The organism is Cellulomonas terrae (assembly GCF_007990265.1).
Classification (GTDB): domain Bacteria; phylum Actinomycetota; class Actinomycetes; order Actinomycetales; family Cellulomonadaceae; genus Cellulomonas; species Cellulomonas terrae.
In genome coordinates, this window is the sequence record NZ_BJWH01000003.1 from 186,108 (window position 1) to 202,046 (window position 15,939).

The following is a 15,939-nucleotide window of genomic DNA, read 5'->3' on the forward strand; positions in this document are numbered from 1 at the left end:
ATGCATTGCGGGCCCCGGTGGCGTAGAACGGATCGCATGTTCGAAGAAGGACAGCTGTACGCCCCCGTCACCGCCGACGAGGACGGCAAGGCGACCGTGCACCTCGCGGACGACCACCCCGGCGCGAACGACGACGCCTACCGGCGTCGCCGGAACGAGATCGCCGCGCCGGCCCTCGCGTGGCAGCCCGGCGAGCCGGTGCCGCGCGTCGACTACACCGACTCCGAGAACGCGATCTGGGAGACGGTGTGCCGCGAGCTCGCGCCGAAGCACGAGCGGCTCGCGATCCGCGGCTACCTGGAGGGCAAGGAAGCCCTCGGCCTGCCCACCGACCACGTGCCTCAGCTCGACGAGGTCAGCGCGGGGCTCGACCCGATCAGCGGGTTCCGGCTCCACCCGGCGGCCGGGCTGGTGCCGCTCGACGTGTTCTACGGGTCGCTCGCGGACGGGGTGTTCCACTCGACGCAGTACCTGCGCCACCCGTCGCAGCCGCTCTACACGCCGGAGCCGGACATCATCCACGAGGTCGTCGGGCACTGCAATCTGCTCGCGAACCCGGCGATCGCCGAGGTCAAGCGTCGCGCCGGGGAGGCAGCGCGCCGGTGCGAGACGGCCGAGGGCCTGCAGTACGTGGCGGACGTCTTCTGGTTCACCATCGAGTTCGGCGTCATGTACGAGGAGGGCGAGCTGCGTGCCTACGGCGCCGGGCTGCTCTCCTCCTACGGCGAGATCGAGGAGTTCCGGGGCGCCGACATCCGGCCCGTGGACTTCGACCAGATGGCCACGCTGGCGTACGACATCAGCCACTACCAGCCGATCCTGTTCGCGTGCGACGGCATGAGCGAGCTCACCGACCGGGTCGCCGGGTTCTTCGCGGACTTCGACGACGAGCAGGCGGCCCGGCTCGCGCGGAACTCGGTCTAGACGAGCAGGTGCCGGCGGAAGAACGCGGCGAGCTCGTCCGTCGCGCCGAAGGGCAGGACCGCCGCGACGTACTGGTCGGGCCGGACGACGACGACGCAGCCCCCACGGTCGACGCCGCGCTGCTCGAAGATGTCCTCGTCCGGATGGGTCGCGAAGACGTTCTCGTAGTCGACGAGGTCGAGCGGCCCGGTCCGCGGGAGGAAGACCTGCGGGACGGCCGCGAGGTCGACGTCGACGTGCCGCTGCTGGTGGACGACCTTGACGTCGAGGACGCCGGGCGAGAGCGCGCCGAGCGGTGAGCCCGCGAGCCACGCGGCCCACGCCCGGAGCGCGGTCGCGTCCGCGTCGCCGAACGCGTACACGCGCCAGCGGCCGTCCGCGCGGTGCTGGTGGCCGAGGTGCAGGGGGTTCGCGTCGGCGACCCGGACGACGGGCACGGACTTGAACCGCTTCCCCACGGGGAACCCCGTCGCGACGTCCTGGTGGGCGGGCTCCGCGACGATCATCGACGGCGGGTACTGCGTCATGAACCCGAAGAGGAACTCGGTGGTCCGCACGTAGAACTCGGCGAGCCTGCCCGGGTCCCCCAGCTCCTCCGGGGTCTTCGCCATGAGCGAGGACCACTCCTTGTCGAAGTCGATGAGGTTCTGCGCGACCACCTGGCGCTCGGCCGAGTACGTGGCGAGCAGGCTCTCGGGGCTGCGGCCGGTGAGCACGTACCCGAGCTTCCAGGCCAGGTTGAACCCGTCCTGCATCGAGACGTTCATGCCCTGGCCGGCCTTGGCGCTGTGCGTGTGGCAGGCATCGCCGGCGATGAAGACGCGCGGCGTACGGGTGCCCGCCTCTGCGGCGGTGACGTCGTCGAACCGGTCGGTCAGCCGGTGCCCCACCTCGTACACGCTGTGCCACGCGACGTCGCGCACGTCGAGCGTGTACGGGTGCAGGATCGCGTTCGCCTTGGCGATGATCTGCTCGATCGTCGTGCCGCGCACCGCGTGGGGTGCGTCGGGGTCGGTCTCGCCGAGGTCGACGTACATGCGGAACAGGTGGCCGCCCTCGCGCGGGATGAGCAGGATGCTGCCGCCCGCGCCGGACTGGATCGCGCACTTGAGCCGGATGTCCGGGAAGTCGGTGACGGCGAGGACGTCCATGACCCCCCACGCGTGGAACGCGGAGTTGCCCTCCATGGTGCAGCCGATCGCCGAGCGGACCTTGCTGCGGGCACCGTCCGCGCCCAGCACGTACTTGGCCCGCACCACCTTCTGCTCCCCCGCCCGCACGAGGGTGACGTCGACGTGGTCGTCGGCGCGCACCAGGCCCTCGAACTCGTACCCGTAGTCCGGGGCCATCCTGCTGGGCGAGTTCGCCATGAACTCGGCGAAGTAGTCGAGCACGCGTGCCTGGTTGACGATGAGGTGCGGGAACTCGCTGATCCCGCCGGGGTCGTCGGCCGGTCGTTCGCCGCGGACGATGCGCGACGGGTCGGCGGGGTCCGGGTGCCAGAAGCACATCTCGGTGATGCGGTACGCCTCCTCGGCGATCCGGCCTGCGAACCCGAACGCCTGGAACGTCTCGACGCTGCGCGCCTGGATCCCGTCCGCCTGACCGATCGGGAGGCGGCCCGGACGGCGTTCGACGATGCGGGTGGTGACCTCGGGGAACTGCGAGAGCTGCGCGGCCGCGATCATCCCCGCCGGCCCGGTGCCGACGATGAGGACGTCCACCTCGTCGGGCAGCTCGGCGGGGCGGTCGAGGCCGACACCGGCCGCCGGCTGGACGCGCGGGTCGCCAGAGACGTAGCCGTGGTGGTGGAACTGCATGGGACCGACTCCCCTGACGCCGATGTCGAGGTGGTGCGGATCGTATATTATCCCTACCGAGCCGCAACGACGCGGTCGAACCGGTCCGAGAGGCCCCTTCCATGCCGACGGTCTCCGCGCACGTCGCGGTCACGCTCGCCGCCCACGTCGACCACGTCTTCGGCGTCATGGGCAACGGCAACGCGTACTTCCTGGACGCCCTGACGCGGCAGACCGGCGCCCGCTTCACGGCCGTGCGGCACGAGGCCGGTGCCGTCGTCGCCGCCGACGCGTTCCACCGGGCGTCCGGCCGGCTCGCCGCGGCGACCACGACCTACGGCGCCGGGTTCACGAACACCCTGACCGCCCTCGCCGAGGCCGTGCAGGCGCACGTGCCGCTCGTCCTCGTCGTCGGGGACGAACCGACGTCGGGACCGCGCCCCTGGGACGTCGACCAGATCGCGATGGCCTCCGCCGTCGGCGCCCGCACCTACACCGTGGGCCGCGCGGACGCCGCCGCCACGACCGTCATCGCCGTCGAGCATGCGCTGACCTACCGGGTCCCCACCGTCCTCGCGATCCCCTACGACGTCGCCACCCTCGACACGGGCCCGGTGCCCGAGACGCCCGCCCCGCGCCTGCCCGCACCGCTCGCCGTGCGCGGCGCGTTCGCCGACGGAGTCGTCCGCGAGATCGCCGCCGCCCTCGCGAACGCCCGCCGACCGCTGCTGCTGGCGGGCCGGGGCGCCTGGGTGGCGGGGGCCGGCGAGGCGCTCGGGGCGGTCGCCGACGCGACAGGTGCGCTGACCGTGACGACCGCTCTCGGGCGCGGGATCTTCCCCCGGCCCGAGTTCGACCTGGGCGTCGCCGGCGGGTTCGGGACCGAGGGCGCGATGGCGCTGGTCCGCGAGGCCGACGTCGCGGTCGTCGTCGGTGCCTCCCTCAACCAGTTCACGATGCGCTTCGGCGACCTCTTCGCCCCCGGGTGCCGCGTGTTCCAGGTCGACGTCGCACCCGCGGCGACGCACCCGCATGTCGGCGGCTACGTGCGCGGGGACGCCACGGTCGTCGCGGAGGCCGTCCTCAAGGAGCTGGACGGCGCCACGCCCAGCGGGTGGCGCGAGTCCGTCGACCTCTCGACGGCGCGACGGCACGAGCCCGGGGACGGGATCGCCGCCGACGGGCGGCTCGATCCTCGCTCCGCAGCGGCACGCCTCGCGGAGCTGCTGCCCGAGGACCGCGTCGCCGTCTCGGACGGCGGCCACTTCCTCGGCTGGTCCAACATGTACTGGCCGGTGGCCTCGCCCGACCGGATGGTGATGGTCGGCACCGCGTTCCAGGCGATCGGCCTCGGCTTCCCCAGCGTGCTGGGCGCGACGCTCGCGCGGCCCGAGGCCACCGTGGTCCTGACCACCGGAGACGGCGGCGGCCTCATGGCCCTGTCCGACCTGGAGTCGGCGGTGCGGGTCGCCGGCGGCCGCGGGATCGCGGTCGTGTGGAACGACGGGGCATACAGCGCGGAGATGCACCTCTACGGGCGCAAGGGCCTGGCGCAGGAGCCGATGCTCATCCCGGACGTCGACTTCGCCGGCGTGGCCACCGCGCTCGGCGCGCAGGGGGTGGCCGTCCGGACCGTCGAGGATCTCGAGGTGCTCACCGCGTGGCGCGCCCGACCGGCCGACGAGCGACCGTTCCTGCTCCTCGACCTGCGCGTCTCCGGCAGCGTCGTCGCACCGTTCTGGGAGGAGATCTCGCAGGCGAGCGGCTGACCACGACCGACGGACCACGCACGTGAGGGAGCTCATGACCGACGACAGCACGGACCCGAGGTTCTCCGGCCTGCCCGGGCGGCCGGGGAAGATCGTCGCGATCCACCTCAGCTACGCCTCGCGCGCCGACCAGCGCGGCCGCCGCCCGGCGCACCCGTCGTACTTCTTCAAGCCGTCCAGCTCCGTCGCGGCATCGGGCGGCACCGTGGAACGACCGCACGGCACCGAGCTGCTCGCCTTCGAGGGCGAGATCGCACTCGTCATCGGCACCACCGCCCGGCGCGTGCCCCTGGACCGTGCGTGGGACCACGTCGCCTGGGTCACGGCGGCGAACGACCTCGGGCTGTACGACCTGCGCGCCAACGACAAGGGCTCCAACGTCCGCTCCAAGGGTGGCGACGGGTTCACGCCCCTCGGCCCCCACCTCGTCGATGCCCGCACCGTCGACCCGGGCGGGTTGCGCGTGCGCGCCTGGGTCAACGGGGAGCTCCGCCAGGACGACACGACCGCCGGCCTGCTGTTCACGCTCCCCCGGCTCGTCGCCGACCTCTCCCAGCACCTGACGCTCGAACCGGGCGACGTGATCCTCACCGGCACCCCTGCCGGCTCGTCGGTCGTCGTCCCCGGCGACGTCGTCGAGGTCGAGGTTGACGCCCCCGGTGCACCCGGTGCGCCGACGTCGGGCCGCCTCGTCACGACCGTCGTCCAGGGTGAGCACGGGTTCGACGGCACGCTCGGGTCGCAGCCCGCCGTCGACGACGTCCAGCGCGCGGAGGCGTGGGGCGTGGAACCCGGGCCCCGCCTCTCGGCCGAGCTGCGGGAGAAGCTGCGGCGAGCGCCGGTCGCCGCGCTGAGTGCGCAGCTGCGCAAGCGTGGTCTCGACCAGGTGACCGTCGACGGCGTCCGGCCGATGCACGCCGACGCCAAGCTGGTCGGCACGGCGCGCACGCTGCGGTTCGTGCCGGCCCGGGAGGACCTGTTCTCCCGCCACGGCGGCGGCTACAACGCACAGAAGCGCGCCTTCGACACCGTCGGTGAGGGCGAGGTCATCGTGATCGAGGCGCGTGGTGAGACCGGCTCCGGCACGCTCGGCGACATCCTCGCCCTGCGCGCCCACGCGCGCGGCGCGGCCGGCATCGTGACCGACGGCGGTGTCCGGGACCACGCCGCCGTGGCCGCCGTGGGCATCCCCGTCTACTCCGCGGGCGCGCACCCCGCCGTGCTGGGTCGCCGGCACGTGCCGTGGGACGTCGACGTCGCCGTCGCGTGCGGCGGCACGACCGTCGAGCCGGGGGACGTGATCGTCGGGGACGGCGACGGGGTCGTCGTCATCCCGCCCGGACTGGTCGAGGAGGTCGTGGACGCCGCCCTCGCCCAGGAGGAGGAGGACGGCTGGATCGCGGAGCAGGTCGCCGCCGGTCACGCGATCGACGGTCTCTTCCCCATGGACGCGCAGTGGAGAGCGAGGTTCGACGCATGGCGCGCGACCCGGTGAGCGAGACGGCGACGCGGAGCAAGTCGCAGCGCGCGTACCACGTGCTCAAGGAGCGGATCGCCGGCGAGGAGCTCGCACCGGGACACCGCCTGGTCCTGGCGTCCGTCGCGAACGACCTCGGCATGAGCGTCGTGCCCGTGCGCGAGGCGATCCGGCGGCTCGAGGCCGAAGGGCTCGTGACCTTCGAGCGGAACGTCGGCGCACGCGTCTCGATGATCGACGACTCGCAGTACCGGCACAGCATGGAGACGCTGGCCATCCTCGAGGGCGCCGCCACCGCGCTCGCGGCCCGGCACCTGACGGCCGACGACCTCCGGCAGGCGCGTGAGCTCAACACCCTTCTCGTCGAGTCGCTGGACGACTTCGACCCCCGCCGCTTCACCTCGTTGAACCAGCAGTTCCACTCGGTGCTCTTCGCCGCCTGCCCGAACCCGCGGCTCCTCGCGACCGTGGAGTCGGAGTGGGTGCGGCTCGGTCACCTGCGCGAGTCGACGTTCAGCTTCGTACCCGGCCGCGCCCAGGAGTCGGTCCGGGAGCACGAGGCGCTCCTCGGTCTCATCGAGGCCGGCGCCCCCCTGGCGGACATCGAGCGGGCGGCGCGCGGGCACCGCTCGGCCACCCTTGCCGCCTACCTCAGCCACGAGCACCCCGAGGCGACCCATGCCCAGTGATCTTCCCGACCACCTCCGGCACTACATCGGGGGCGAGCACGTCGACTCCGCGGACGGCGCGACCTTCGAGGTCCTCGACCCGGTCTCGAACGAGACGTACCTGCACGCCGCCGCGGGCAAGGCCGCGGACGTCGACCGGGCGGTCACGGCGGCGCGGCACGCGTTCGACGACGGTCCGTGGCCGCGGATGCTGCCGCGCGAGCGCTCGCGGGTCCTGCACCGCGTCGCCGACCTCGTGGAATCACGGGACGCCCGGCTCGCCGAGCTCGAAAGCTTCGACTCGGGCCTGCCCATCACGCAGGCGCTGGGCCAGGCACGCCGCGCCGCCGAGAACTTCCGGTTCTTCGCCGACCTCGTCGTCGCCCAGACCGACGACGCCTTCAAGGTGCCCGGCCGGCAGCTCAACTACGTCAACCGCAAGCCCATCGGCGTCGCAGGCCTCATCACGCCGTGGAACACGCCGTTCATGCTCGAGTCGTGGAAGCTCGGCCCCGCGCTGGCGACCGGGAACACCGTCGTCCTCAAGCCGGCGGAGTTCACGCCGCTGTCGGCGTCGCTGTGGGCCGGGATCTTCGAGGAGGCCGGCCTGCCCGTCGGCGTGTTCAACCTCGTCCACGGGATCGGCGAGGAGGCCGGCGACGCGCTCGTGAAGCACCCGGGCGTCCCGCTGATCTCGTTCACGGGCGAGAGCCGGACCGGGCAGCTGATCTTTGCCAACGCGGCGCCCCACCTGAAGGGCCTCTCCATGGAGCTCGGGGGCAAGTCCCCCGCCGTGGTCTTCGCCGACGCCGACCTGGACGCGGCGATCGACGCGACGATCTTCGGGGTGTTCTCGCTCAACGGCGAGCGCTGCACGGCGGGCAGCCGGATCCTCGTGCAGCGCGAGATCTACGACGAGTTCGTCGAGCGCTACGCGGCTCAGGCGTCGCGCGTCGTCGTCGGTCCCCCGCACGAGCCGGGCACCGAGGTCGGCGCGCTCGTGCACCCGGAGCACTACGAGAAGGTCATGGGCTACATCGAGCTCGGCCGCACCGAGGGTCGTCTCGTCGCGGGCGGCGGGCGACCCGACGGCTTTCCGACCGGCAACTACGTCGCACCCACCGTGTTCGCGGACGTCCCGTCCGACGCCCGGATCTTCCAGGAGGAGATCTTCGGCCCGGTCGTCGCGATCACCCCGTTCGACACCGACGAGGAGGCGCTCGCGCTGGCGAACGGTGTGAAGTACGGGCTCGCCGCCTACGTCTGGACCAACGACCTGCGGCGGGCGCACACCTTCGCCCAGGCCGTCGACGCGGGCATGGTGTGGCTGAACAGCAACAACGTCCGTGACCTGCGCACCCCGTTCGGCGGCGTCAAGGCCTCGGGTCTCGGTCACGAGGGCGGGTACCGCTCGATCGACTTCTACACGCACCAGCAGGCCGTGCACGTCACGCTCGGCGACGTGCACCACCCGACGTTCGGCAAGGGAGTCTGACGTGAGCGCGATCACCCCCGGCGGACCCGAGCCCGTCGTGACCGACGAGGACCCCATCCGCGCGACCGACCCCGTCCCGACGCCGTCGAGCCCCCCGCCGGACATCCTGCGCGCCGCGTCCATGGAGCTCGTCGTCACGGACCTGGCGGCGTCGCGCAGGTTCTACGTCGACGTCCTCGGGCTCGTCGTGACCGAGGAGGACGAGGACACCGTCTACCTGCGCAGCTTCGAGGAGTTCATCCACCACAACCTCGTCCTGCGCGCAGGCCCCGTCGCCGCGGTCGCGGCACTCTCCTTCCGGGTCCGCTCCCCCGCCGACCTCGACAGGGCGGTCGCGTTCTACGGCGAGCTCGGCTGCCGGGTCGACCGGAGGGCGGACGGCTTCGCGACGGGGTTCGGCGACTCGGTGCGCGTCGTGGACCCGCTCGGGTTCCCCTACGAGTTCTTCCACGACGTCCAGCACGTCGAACGGCTCGCGTGGCGCTACGACCTGCACACCCCGGGCACGCTCGTGCGCCTCGACCACTTCAACCAGGTCACGCCCGACGTGCCCCGGGCTGTGGCGCACCTGGAGGACCTCGGGTTCCGGGTGACTGAGGACATCCAGGACGAGGCCGGCACCACCTACGCCGCGTGGATGCGCCGCAAGCCGACCGTCCACGACACCGCGATGACGGGCGGCAACGGTCCGCGGCTGCACCACGTCGCGTTCGCGACCCACGAGAAGCACAACATCCTGGCGATCTGCGACAAGCTCGGTGCCCTGCGCCGGTCCGACTGCATCGAGCGCGGCCCCGGCCGCCACGGCGTGTCCAACGCCTTCTACCTCTACCTGCGCGACCCCGACGGGCACCGCATCGAGATCTACACGCAGGACTACTACACCGGCGACCCCGACAACCCGGTGGTGACCTGGGACGTGCACGACAACCAGCGGCGCGACTGGTGGGGCAACCCGGTGGTCCCGTCCTGGTACACCGAGGCGTCCCTGGTGCTCGACCTCGACGGCGTCCCGCAGCCGGTGGTCGCACGCACGGACACCAGCGAGATGGAGGTCACCATCGGGGCCGACGGGTTCTCCTACACACGCAAGGGCGACGACCCCGAGGAGCTCCCGAGCTGGAAGCAGGGCGAGTACAAGCTGGGGCACCAGCTGTGATTCCTGCCGACACCGTCACGGCGATCGCGGACGAGCTGGCGGTCGCGGAGCGCGACCGCACCACGGTGCCCCTCCTGACCGCGCGCCACCCCGGCATGACCGTCGACGACGCGTACGCGGTGCAGCGTGAGTGGCGACGGCGGGGGGTGGCCGCCGGCCGGCGACCCGTCGGCCGCAAGATCGGCCTGACGTCGAAGGTCATGCAGGTGGCGACGGGGATCGACGAGCCCGACTACGGCGCGATCTTCGCCGACATGGTCTACCCGACCGGCTCGGTCATCGAGCACGGCCGGTTCTCGAACGTGCGCATCGAGGTCGAGCTCGCGTTCCGGCTGGCCGAGCCCGTCGACGGTCCCGACGCGACCCTCGCCGACGTGCTGCGCGCGACCGAGCACGTGGTGCCGGCCCTCGAGATCCTGTCCTCCCGCATCGCGCTGGAGGGCCGCACGATCGTCGACACCATCAGCGACAACGCCGCGATGGGCGCGATGGTCCTCGGCGACACCCCCGTGCGACCCGACGACGTCGACCTGCGCTGGGTCGCCGCCCTGCTGTACCGGAACGGGACGGTCGAGGAGTCCGGCGTCGCCGGCGCGGTCCTCGACCACCCCGCGATGGGCGTCGTCTGGCTGGCGAACAAGCTGGCCCAGCACGGCGACCGGCTCGAGGCCGGCGAGCTCGTGCTCGCCGGCTCGTTCACCCGTCCGCTGTGGGTGCACCCCGGCGACACCGTGCTGGCCGACTACCGCGACCTGGGGACGATCACATGCCAGTTCACCTGAGGCCGACCTTCCGCCACGCCCTCGCGGCAACCGACGGGCCGCTCACCGGCATGTGGGTGTGCACGGGCAGCCCGCTGGTCGCAGAGATCTGCGCGGGCTCCGGGCTGGACTGGCTGCTCGTCGACATGGAGCACTCGCCCAACGGCCTCGAGTCGGTCCTCGCACAGCTCCAGGCCGTGGCCGGCTACCCGGTCACGCCCATCGTGCGGGTGCCGACCGGCGACGTCGTCACCATCAAGCAGGTCCTCGACCTCGGGGCGCAGAACCTCCTCGTCCCCATGGTGTCCTCCGCCGCCGAGGCCGAGGCCGCCGTCGCGGCGGTGCGCTACCCCCCGCGCGGACGTCGGGGCGTCGGGTCGGCGCTCTCCCGGTCCGCCCGGTGGAACCGGGTCGACGGGTACCTGGAGCACGCCGACGACCACGTGTCGCTGCTCGTGCAGGTCGAGACCGTCGAGGGCGTGGCCGCCGCCGGGGACATCGCAGCCGTCGACGGGATCGACGGCGTCTTCGTCGGGCCGTCCGACCTCGCCGCCTCCATGGGCCTCCTCGGCCGGCAGACCCACCCGGAGGTGGTCGCCGCCGTCCACCGCACGGTCGAGGCCGTGCGCGCAGAGGGCAAGCCGGTCGGCGTCAACGCCTTCGATCCCGCCCTGGCGCGCGCCTACCTCGACGCCGGAGCCTCCTTCGTGCTCGTCGGGGCCGACGTGACGCTGCTCGCCCAGGGGTCGGAGGAGCTCGCCGCGAGCGTCGGTCGCCCCGGCAGCACCCCGAGGTGACGGCCGGGTGATGCCACCGTGATGCCGCTGACCGACGCTGCCCCCATGACGTCGTCGCGCATCACGTCCGTCGCCGGCGCTCCGACCGCGGCCGCGCGAACAGAACCTGCGGCGACCGCTCGTGGCGACCACGCGATCACCCCGGCGAGACGCACGACGTCCTCACCGGACACGTCTCCTGCCCCGGGACCGTCCCCGCAGCACGATCTCGGCCAGGTCGCCGTGCACGACCCGCGGTCGGAGCGGCCCGTACCGCCGACCCCGCTCCCCACCCTCCTCTCCGTCGGACGGACCGACGACCCCCTCGAAGCAGCGGCCGACTCCCTGTCCGGCACCACCTACGCCCGGCGACCTGCCGGTCGTGCCCGACCCCCGGAGGGGAGCGCCCCGCCCTCGGTCCACGCGGCTCTGAGCGGCCCCGGCCATCCGCTCGATCCAGCGGCACGCGCAAGGCTCGAACCCCGTCTCGGTCACGGGCTCGGCGCGGTTCGCGTCTACTGGGGTGCCGCCGCCGACCGCTCCGCAGAAGACCTCCGGGCGGAGGCCTACACCGTGGGCTCGCGGGTCGCCCTGGGCCGGGGCCACCACCCGGCGAGCCCGCAGGGGCAGGAGCTGCTCGCCCACGAGCTCGCGCACGTGGTGCAGCAGACCCACGGCCTCGACCTGCGCGTCCAGCGGCGCGAGTTCGGGGAGGGCGTCCGCTTCGACTCGCTGGACGGCGACCCGCCGCGCGCCCGGTTCCTCGGCCCATACACGGACAGGGCGATCGCGACCGAGCTGTACGGCGACCCCGACGCCCCGGTGTCGCACTCGCCCGACGAGTCGATGGTGGTCCTCATCGACACCGGGCGGCTGCTCCCCGCATGGGCATCGTTCTTCGACACCGCACCGCAACGAAACACCTGGCCCTTCCCCGGCTTCTCGACCGCCGACGTCAGGGCCTACGTCGACGAGCGGGCAGCTGCCCTCGCCATCAACCTCGTGGCAGGACAGGCAGTCATCACTCTGGACGACGGGACCATCCTGCGCACTCTCCTGCGCGACCTCGACCCGTCCGACCTCGACGTCCTGCCGCTCATCCCGCCCAGGGCTACCCGGCAGGACGCCGACGCCGAGGTTGCGGCTCGAGCCGATGCCTTCCGACCTGGCGGGTTGACCGTCGTCGCCTTCTACCGCGATGCCCACGTCGTGTGGCCGACGCTCTTGAACCCGCAGACCGCTCCACGGATCTTCAGCGTCTACCAGCCCGCCCTGGACGCAGCTCGCGACGACGCCGCGGCGACGGCCAGCGCCTTCACCGACCTCGCGTTCTGGTACATCGGCGCTCGGTTCCTCCCCGGGGTCGGCGCCGGCGGGAGCGCAGCCCGGACGGGCCGCCTCGTCATCGAGGGCGGCCGAACGCTGTCCGCGCAGGAGTCCGTGATCGTGGGACGCCTGATCAGGGAAGGACGCAACGTGCGGGTCCTGGCCGAGTCGACCCGCCACGGGGTCCGCACCGCCGACTTCATCGTCGACGGAGTGCGTACCGAGCTGAAGACCATCACCAGCCTCACGTCGCGCGACCTGTCGGGGGCACTCGGACGCCGCATCCTGGAGGGCGCGGGACAGGCGCCGCACATCATCGCGGACGTGCGAGGTCAGGCCGGGATCACCCGGGAGCTCGCGGAGCGCGCGGTCCGGAGGGCTTTTGGCGCCGATACGCTGGGCCGGATACAGCAGATCCGCGTCATCGGCAGGGACTTCGACCTCGTCGTCCCCCGGCTCTAGGAACGGCGGATGGACCAGAGCACACAGGACGAGCTCGCCGCGCGGATCAACGCCGACGAGTCACACTTCGCGGGCGTGCTCCCGCGCGAGTACGTCATCGCGTGGCGTGCCTACCTGGCGGGACTCCTGGAGTGGGGGGTCCTGGACGTCGCGTCGCACACGACACTGGTCGGTCGGCTCCCTCCTGTCGACGACGACCCGTCGGTCGCGATCCTCCTGGGGCGCGACGAGGACTAGCAGGCCGCTCAGGTGGAGGCGGTCACGACGTGCAGCGGCGCGTGGCCGCCCGGGCGGACGAGGGCGACCAGGCTCGGCGACGGGTCGATGCCGAGCTCGTCGCGCATCGTGCGGCTGCACGCGTCGTACGCGCGGCGCGCCTCGACGATGTTGCCCTCCGCGAGATGGATCTCGATGACCGCGCGGTGCGCGCTCTCGCGCAGCTCGTCGGCGCGCAGCGCGGCGAGGGCGAACTCGAGCGCCAGCCCGAACCGCCCGTGGTCCGCGAGCAGGCGGGCGGTGGCCTCCAGCACGTGCAGGCGCAGCTGGTGCAGGCGTTCGCGCTCGGCGTCGAGCCACGCGTCGTCCCAGTCGGGCAGGAGCTCGCCGTCGCCCGGGTCGGCGGGGGCGTCGTCGTCGGGGGCACCGCGCAGGAGCGCGCGCGAGTGGTCGATCAGCTGCTGCACGTCGACCGCGGGCGTCAGCCCGAGCTCGATCGTCCCGTGCGCGGAGACGACGAGCCCGGGAGCGGCCTGGTTGACGCGCCAGATCCCGGTGCGCAGGCTCGCGAGCGCGCGACGTTCCTCGGTGTCCGGCCACAGCAGCCCGGCCAGCCGGCTGCGTCCCGTCCGGCCGCGCAGCGCGAGGAGCGCGACCAGGCGCTGGACCCCTGCGGGGAGCTCGACCGGGGCGCTGTCGACGTTCATGGCGAACGCCCCGAGCAGCCGGATCGAGACCTGGGGACCGTCCACGAGGGGCGGCCGGAGCGTGGCTGACTGCAGCGACATCGAGGACCCCCTACCGGGGCGCCGAGGTGCCCCGTCGCGCGATGGCCGGTCACTGTCCGAATGATCCGCTTGGTGCGGTTCGTCCTGCAAGGAGAGGGACGCTCGCGCTCCGCGCAGATACATCCGGCGGTCGCCGGTCGGGCGTGACAGGCGCGTGACACAGGCGTGACGACGCCCGTCCACGATCGCGGGATGAGCAGCTTCCCGGGGTCACCGCGCGTCATGGCCGGGGCGATCGTCGCGGTCGAGCCGACGGCACCCCTGGCCCGGATCGCGGTGTTCCAGTACAACCCCGACGAGGTCACCCGGTCGTTGCGCCCGCGTGGGCCGACGGCGGGCACGGCGTCCGCGTCGGACTCGCTGCGGGTGTGGGGTGCGGCGACCGAGACGGTCACGATGACGGTCGAGCTCGACGCCACCGACGGCCTCGAGGCGGGCGACGCGATCACGCAGGTCATGGGTGTCGCGGGTCGGCTCGCGGTGCTGGAGATGCAGCTGTACCCGACGACGGCGCAGGTCATCGCGCGCACCGCGCTGACCGCGGCCGGGGTGATCGAGGTGCTCCCGCCGACCGCGCCCCTCACGGTCCTCGTCTGGGGTCCGGGGCGGGTCGTGCCCGTCCGGGTCGACTCGCTGACCATCCGCGAGCAGGCGTTCGACACGCTCCTCAACCCCATCCGGGCCGCGGTGGACCTGTCCCTGACGGTCCTGACCTACGACGACTTCTCGCCCACGGACGTCGGGTTCGCGATGTCCCTGGTGCACCAGGTCCAGCAGGAGGTCCGCGCGACCGTCGGCGGGCTCGCGGGGATCGCGGCCGCGGTGGCGGGCTCAGCCGGCGTCTCCGTCTCGGTAGGAGGGTGACGTGGCACGGTACGACGAGGTCGAGACGACGGTCCTGGAGGTCACGACCGCCGACGGTGCGCGCCGCCTGGTGCGGTACCTGCGTCGGCGCTACCCGCCCGACCCGGCGGCGCAGGCGACGCTCGCGGTGCACCTCGTCACGCCCGGCGACCGGCTGGACCTGGTCAGTGCGCGGTACACGGGCGACCCGCTGGGCTTCTGGCGCGTGTGCGACGCGAACGACGCGCTCGACCCGGACGCCCTCGTCGACGCGGAGGCCGTCGGCACGGAGCTCGTCGTGCCGCTGCCGAGGGCGGCGTCGTCGTGAGCCTGCTGGGGGTGCACATGGCGCTGTCGGCCGGCCCGACGGTCCCGCTGCCGGTGCCGCCGGACGTCGCGCAGCGCGTGCGGTCCGTCCAGGTCACCGAGTCGGACTCGCGCCCGACGGTGTTCAGCATCGTGCTGGACGCGGGCCGCTCGGGCCCGACGGCGGCCCTCGACTCCCCCGTCCTGACGACGTCACCGCTGCGCGCCAACGCCCGGGTCGTCGTCGAGCTGACGATGGGGGTGCTGCCGAAGGTGCTGGTCGACGGGATCGTCACCGAGACGACCCTCGTCCCCGGCGGCGAGCAGCAGCGTGCAGAGCTGACCCTCACCGGTCGGGACCTGTCGGTCCTGCTGGACCGCAGGGAGGTCTCGGACGAGCACGTGGCCCTCGAGGACTCGTTGCAGGTGCTCGCGATCGCCGCGCGGTACGCACAGCACGGCATCGTCCCGACCGTGATCCCCCCGCCCACGATGGACCCGCCGCTGCCGATGGAGCGCACGCCCACGCAGCAGGCGACGGACTGGCGGCACATCTCGGACCTCGCCCAGTGGCACGGCTTCGTCTGCTACATGATCCCGGGACCGGTCCGCGGCATGAGCTCGCTCTACTGGGGGCCGGCGGTGCGGGCGGGACTGCCGCAGCCGGCGATCTCCGTGGACCTCGGGCCGGCGACGAACGTGCAGGGCCAGGTGTCCTTCATGACGGACGTGCAGCGACCGGAGAACGTCGAGGGCCAGGTGCAGGACGCGCGCACGGGGCAGACGATGCCGGTGCGGACGGTCGCGCCGACGCGTCCGCCGCTGAGCGCGCTGCCGGTGTGGGTCGAGCACCAGGCGTCGTTGCGGTCGAGGCAGTTCCGCGGCACCGGGATCAGCGCCGCCGCGGCGTTCGCGCGGGCGCAGGGCGTGCTCGACGCGAGCGTCGACGCGGTGACGGCGTCGGGCACGCTGGACGGCGGCGCGTACGGCACGGTGCTGCGGCCCCGCACGCTCGTCGGGATGCGGGGGGCGGGCTGGTCCGCCGACGGCCTCTGGTACGTGCAGCAGGTCGTGCACCACGTCAGCCGCGGCGCCTACACCGCGTCGTTCACGCTGCAGCGCGAGGGCAGCGGCGCCATCACTCCTGTGGTCATGGTGTGACGGGGCGAC

15 protein-coding genes are annotated in these 15,939 nt (G+C 72.9%); 13 read left to right on the forward strand and 2 right to left on the reverse strand.

Annotated elements, in window-relative coordinates; genetic code table 11:
• The first annotated feature begins 36 nt into the window (after positions 1–36).
• Positions 37–924, forward strand: a complete 888-nt coding sequence (locus CTE05_RS04805) for a phenylalanine 4-monooxygenase (protein ID WP_146844972.1) — start codon at positions 37–39, stop codon at positions 922–924.
• Here the strand turns inward: CTE05_RS04805 and CTE05_RS04810 are convergent.
• Positions 921–2,744 carry an FAD-binding monooxygenase gene (locus CTE05_RS04810; protein WP_146844973.1) on the reverse strand — a complete coding sequence of 608 codons (1,824 nt, stop codon included), beginning with the start codon at positions 2,742–2,744 and terminating at the stop codon, positions 921–923. The two genes, CTE05_RS04805 and CTE05_RS04810, sit on opposite strands and share 4 nt — an antisense overlap.
• 101 nt (positions 2,745–2,845) lie before the next feature.
• On the opposite strand from CTE05_RS04810, the gene CTE05_RS04815 reads away from it, so the two are divergent.
• The 9 genes from CTE05_RS04815 to CTE05_RS04855 are packed head-to-tail and all read left to right on the forward strand — an operon-like array spanning position 2,846 to position 12,853.
• Positions 2,846–4,492 carry a thiamine pyrophosphate-binding protein gene (locus CTE05_RS04815; protein WP_146844974.1) on the forward strand — a complete coding sequence of 549 codons (1,647 nt, stop codon included), beginning with the start codon at positions 2,846–2,848 and terminating at the stop codon, positions 4,490–4,492.
• 34 nt (positions 4,493–4,526) lie between these two features.
• Positions 4,527–5,987, forward strand: a complete 1,461-nt coding sequence (locus CTE05_RS04820; protein ID WP_146844975.1) for a fumarylacetoacetate hydrolase family protein — start codon at positions 4,527–4,529, stop codon at positions 5,985–5,987.
• Positions 5,969–6,658 (forward strand): GntR family transcriptional regulator, encoded by a 690-nt coding sequence (locus tag CTE05_RS04825; protein ID WP_146844976.1) that lies wholly within the window; start codon positions 5,969–5,971, stop codon positions 6,656–6,658. Before CTE05_RS04820 ends, CTE05_RS04825 begins: the two co-directional genes overlap by 19 nt.
• The gene (gene hpaE, locus CTE05_RS04830) at positions 6,648–8,132 is read left to right on the forward strand and encodes a 5-carboxymethyl-2-hydroxymuconate semialdehyde dehydrogenase (protein ID WP_146844977.1); all 1,485 of its coding nucleotides are present in this window, start codon (positions 6,648–6,650) and stop codon (positions 8,130–8,132) included. The genes CTE05_RS04825 and hpaE overlap by 11 nt, the downstream gene beginning before the upstream one ends.
• 1 nt (position 8,133) lies before the next feature.
• A complete protein-coding gene (hpaD, locus tag CTE05_RS04835; RefSeq protein ID WP_146844978.1) occupies positions 8,134–9,291 on the forward strand; it encodes a 3,4-dihydroxyphenylacetate 2,3-dioxygenase in 1,158 nt (385 codons plus the stop codon).
• Complete coding sequence (locus CTE05_RS04840) at positions 9,288–10,073, forward strand: 2-keto-4-pentenoate hydratase (RefSeq protein ID WP_146844979.1); 786 nt, start codon at positions 9,288–9,290, stop codon at positions 10,071–10,073. Before hpaD ends, CTE05_RS04840 begins: the two co-directional genes overlap by 4 nt.
• Positions 10,058–10,849, forward strand: a complete 792-nt coding sequence (locus CTE05_RS04845) for an HpcH/HpaI aldolase family protein (protein WP_146844980.1) — start codon at positions 10,058–10,060, stop codon at positions 10,847–10,849. Before CTE05_RS04840 ends, CTE05_RS04845 begins: the two co-directional genes overlap by 16 nt.
• 45 nt (positions 10,850–10,894) lie before the next feature.
• On the forward strand, positions 10,895–12,616 hold the full coding sequence (locus CTE05_RS04850) for an eCIS core domain-containing protein (RefSeq protein ID WP_186814738.1): 1,722 nt from the start codon (positions 10,895–10,897) through the stop codon (positions 12,614–12,616).
• A 9-nt stretch (positions 12,617–12,625) separates the two neighbouring features.
• Positions 12,626–12,853 (forward strand): hypothetical protein, encoded by a 228-nt coding sequence (locus tag CTE05_RS04855; RefSeq protein ID WP_146844982.1) that lies wholly within the window; start codon positions 12,626–12,628, stop codon positions 12,851–12,853.
• An 8-nt stretch (positions 12,854–12,861) separates the two neighbouring features.
• On the opposite strand, the gene CTE05_RS04860 is transcribed toward CTE05_RS04855, so the two are convergent.
• Positions 12,862–13,584 carry an AfsR/SARP family transcriptional regulator gene (locus CTE05_RS04860; protein WP_222595411.1) on the reverse strand — a complete coding sequence of 241 codons (723 nt, stop codon included), beginning with the start codon at positions 13,582–13,584 and terminating at the stop codon, positions 12,862–12,864.
• Between the two features lie 228 nt (positions 13,585–13,812).
• On the opposite strand from CTE05_RS04860, the gene CTE05_RS04865 reads away from it, so the two are divergent.
• From CTE05_RS04865 to CTE05_RS04875, 3 genes are read left to right on the forward strand one after another with little or no spacing between them, the layout of a single operon-like run.
• Complete coding sequence (locus tag CTE05_RS04865; protein WP_146844984.1) at positions 13,813–14,484, forward strand: hypothetical protein; 672 nt, start codon at positions 13,813–13,815, stop codon at positions 14,482–14,484.
• 1 nt (position 14,485) lies between these two features.
• Positions 14,486–14,791 carry a LysM domain-containing protein gene (locus CTE05_RS04870; RefSeq protein ID WP_146844985.1) on the forward strand — a complete coding sequence of 102 codons (306 nt, stop codon included), beginning with the start codon at positions 14,486–14,488 and terminating at the stop codon, positions 14,789–14,791.
• On the forward strand, positions 14,788–15,930 hold the full coding sequence (locus CTE05_RS04875) for a hypothetical protein (protein ID WP_146844986.1): 1,143 nt from the start codon (positions 14,788–14,790) through the stop codon (positions 15,928–15,930). The genes CTE05_RS04870 and CTE05_RS04875 overlap by 4 nt, the downstream gene beginning before the upstream one ends.
• Positions 15,931–15,939 lie beyond the last annotated feature (9 nt).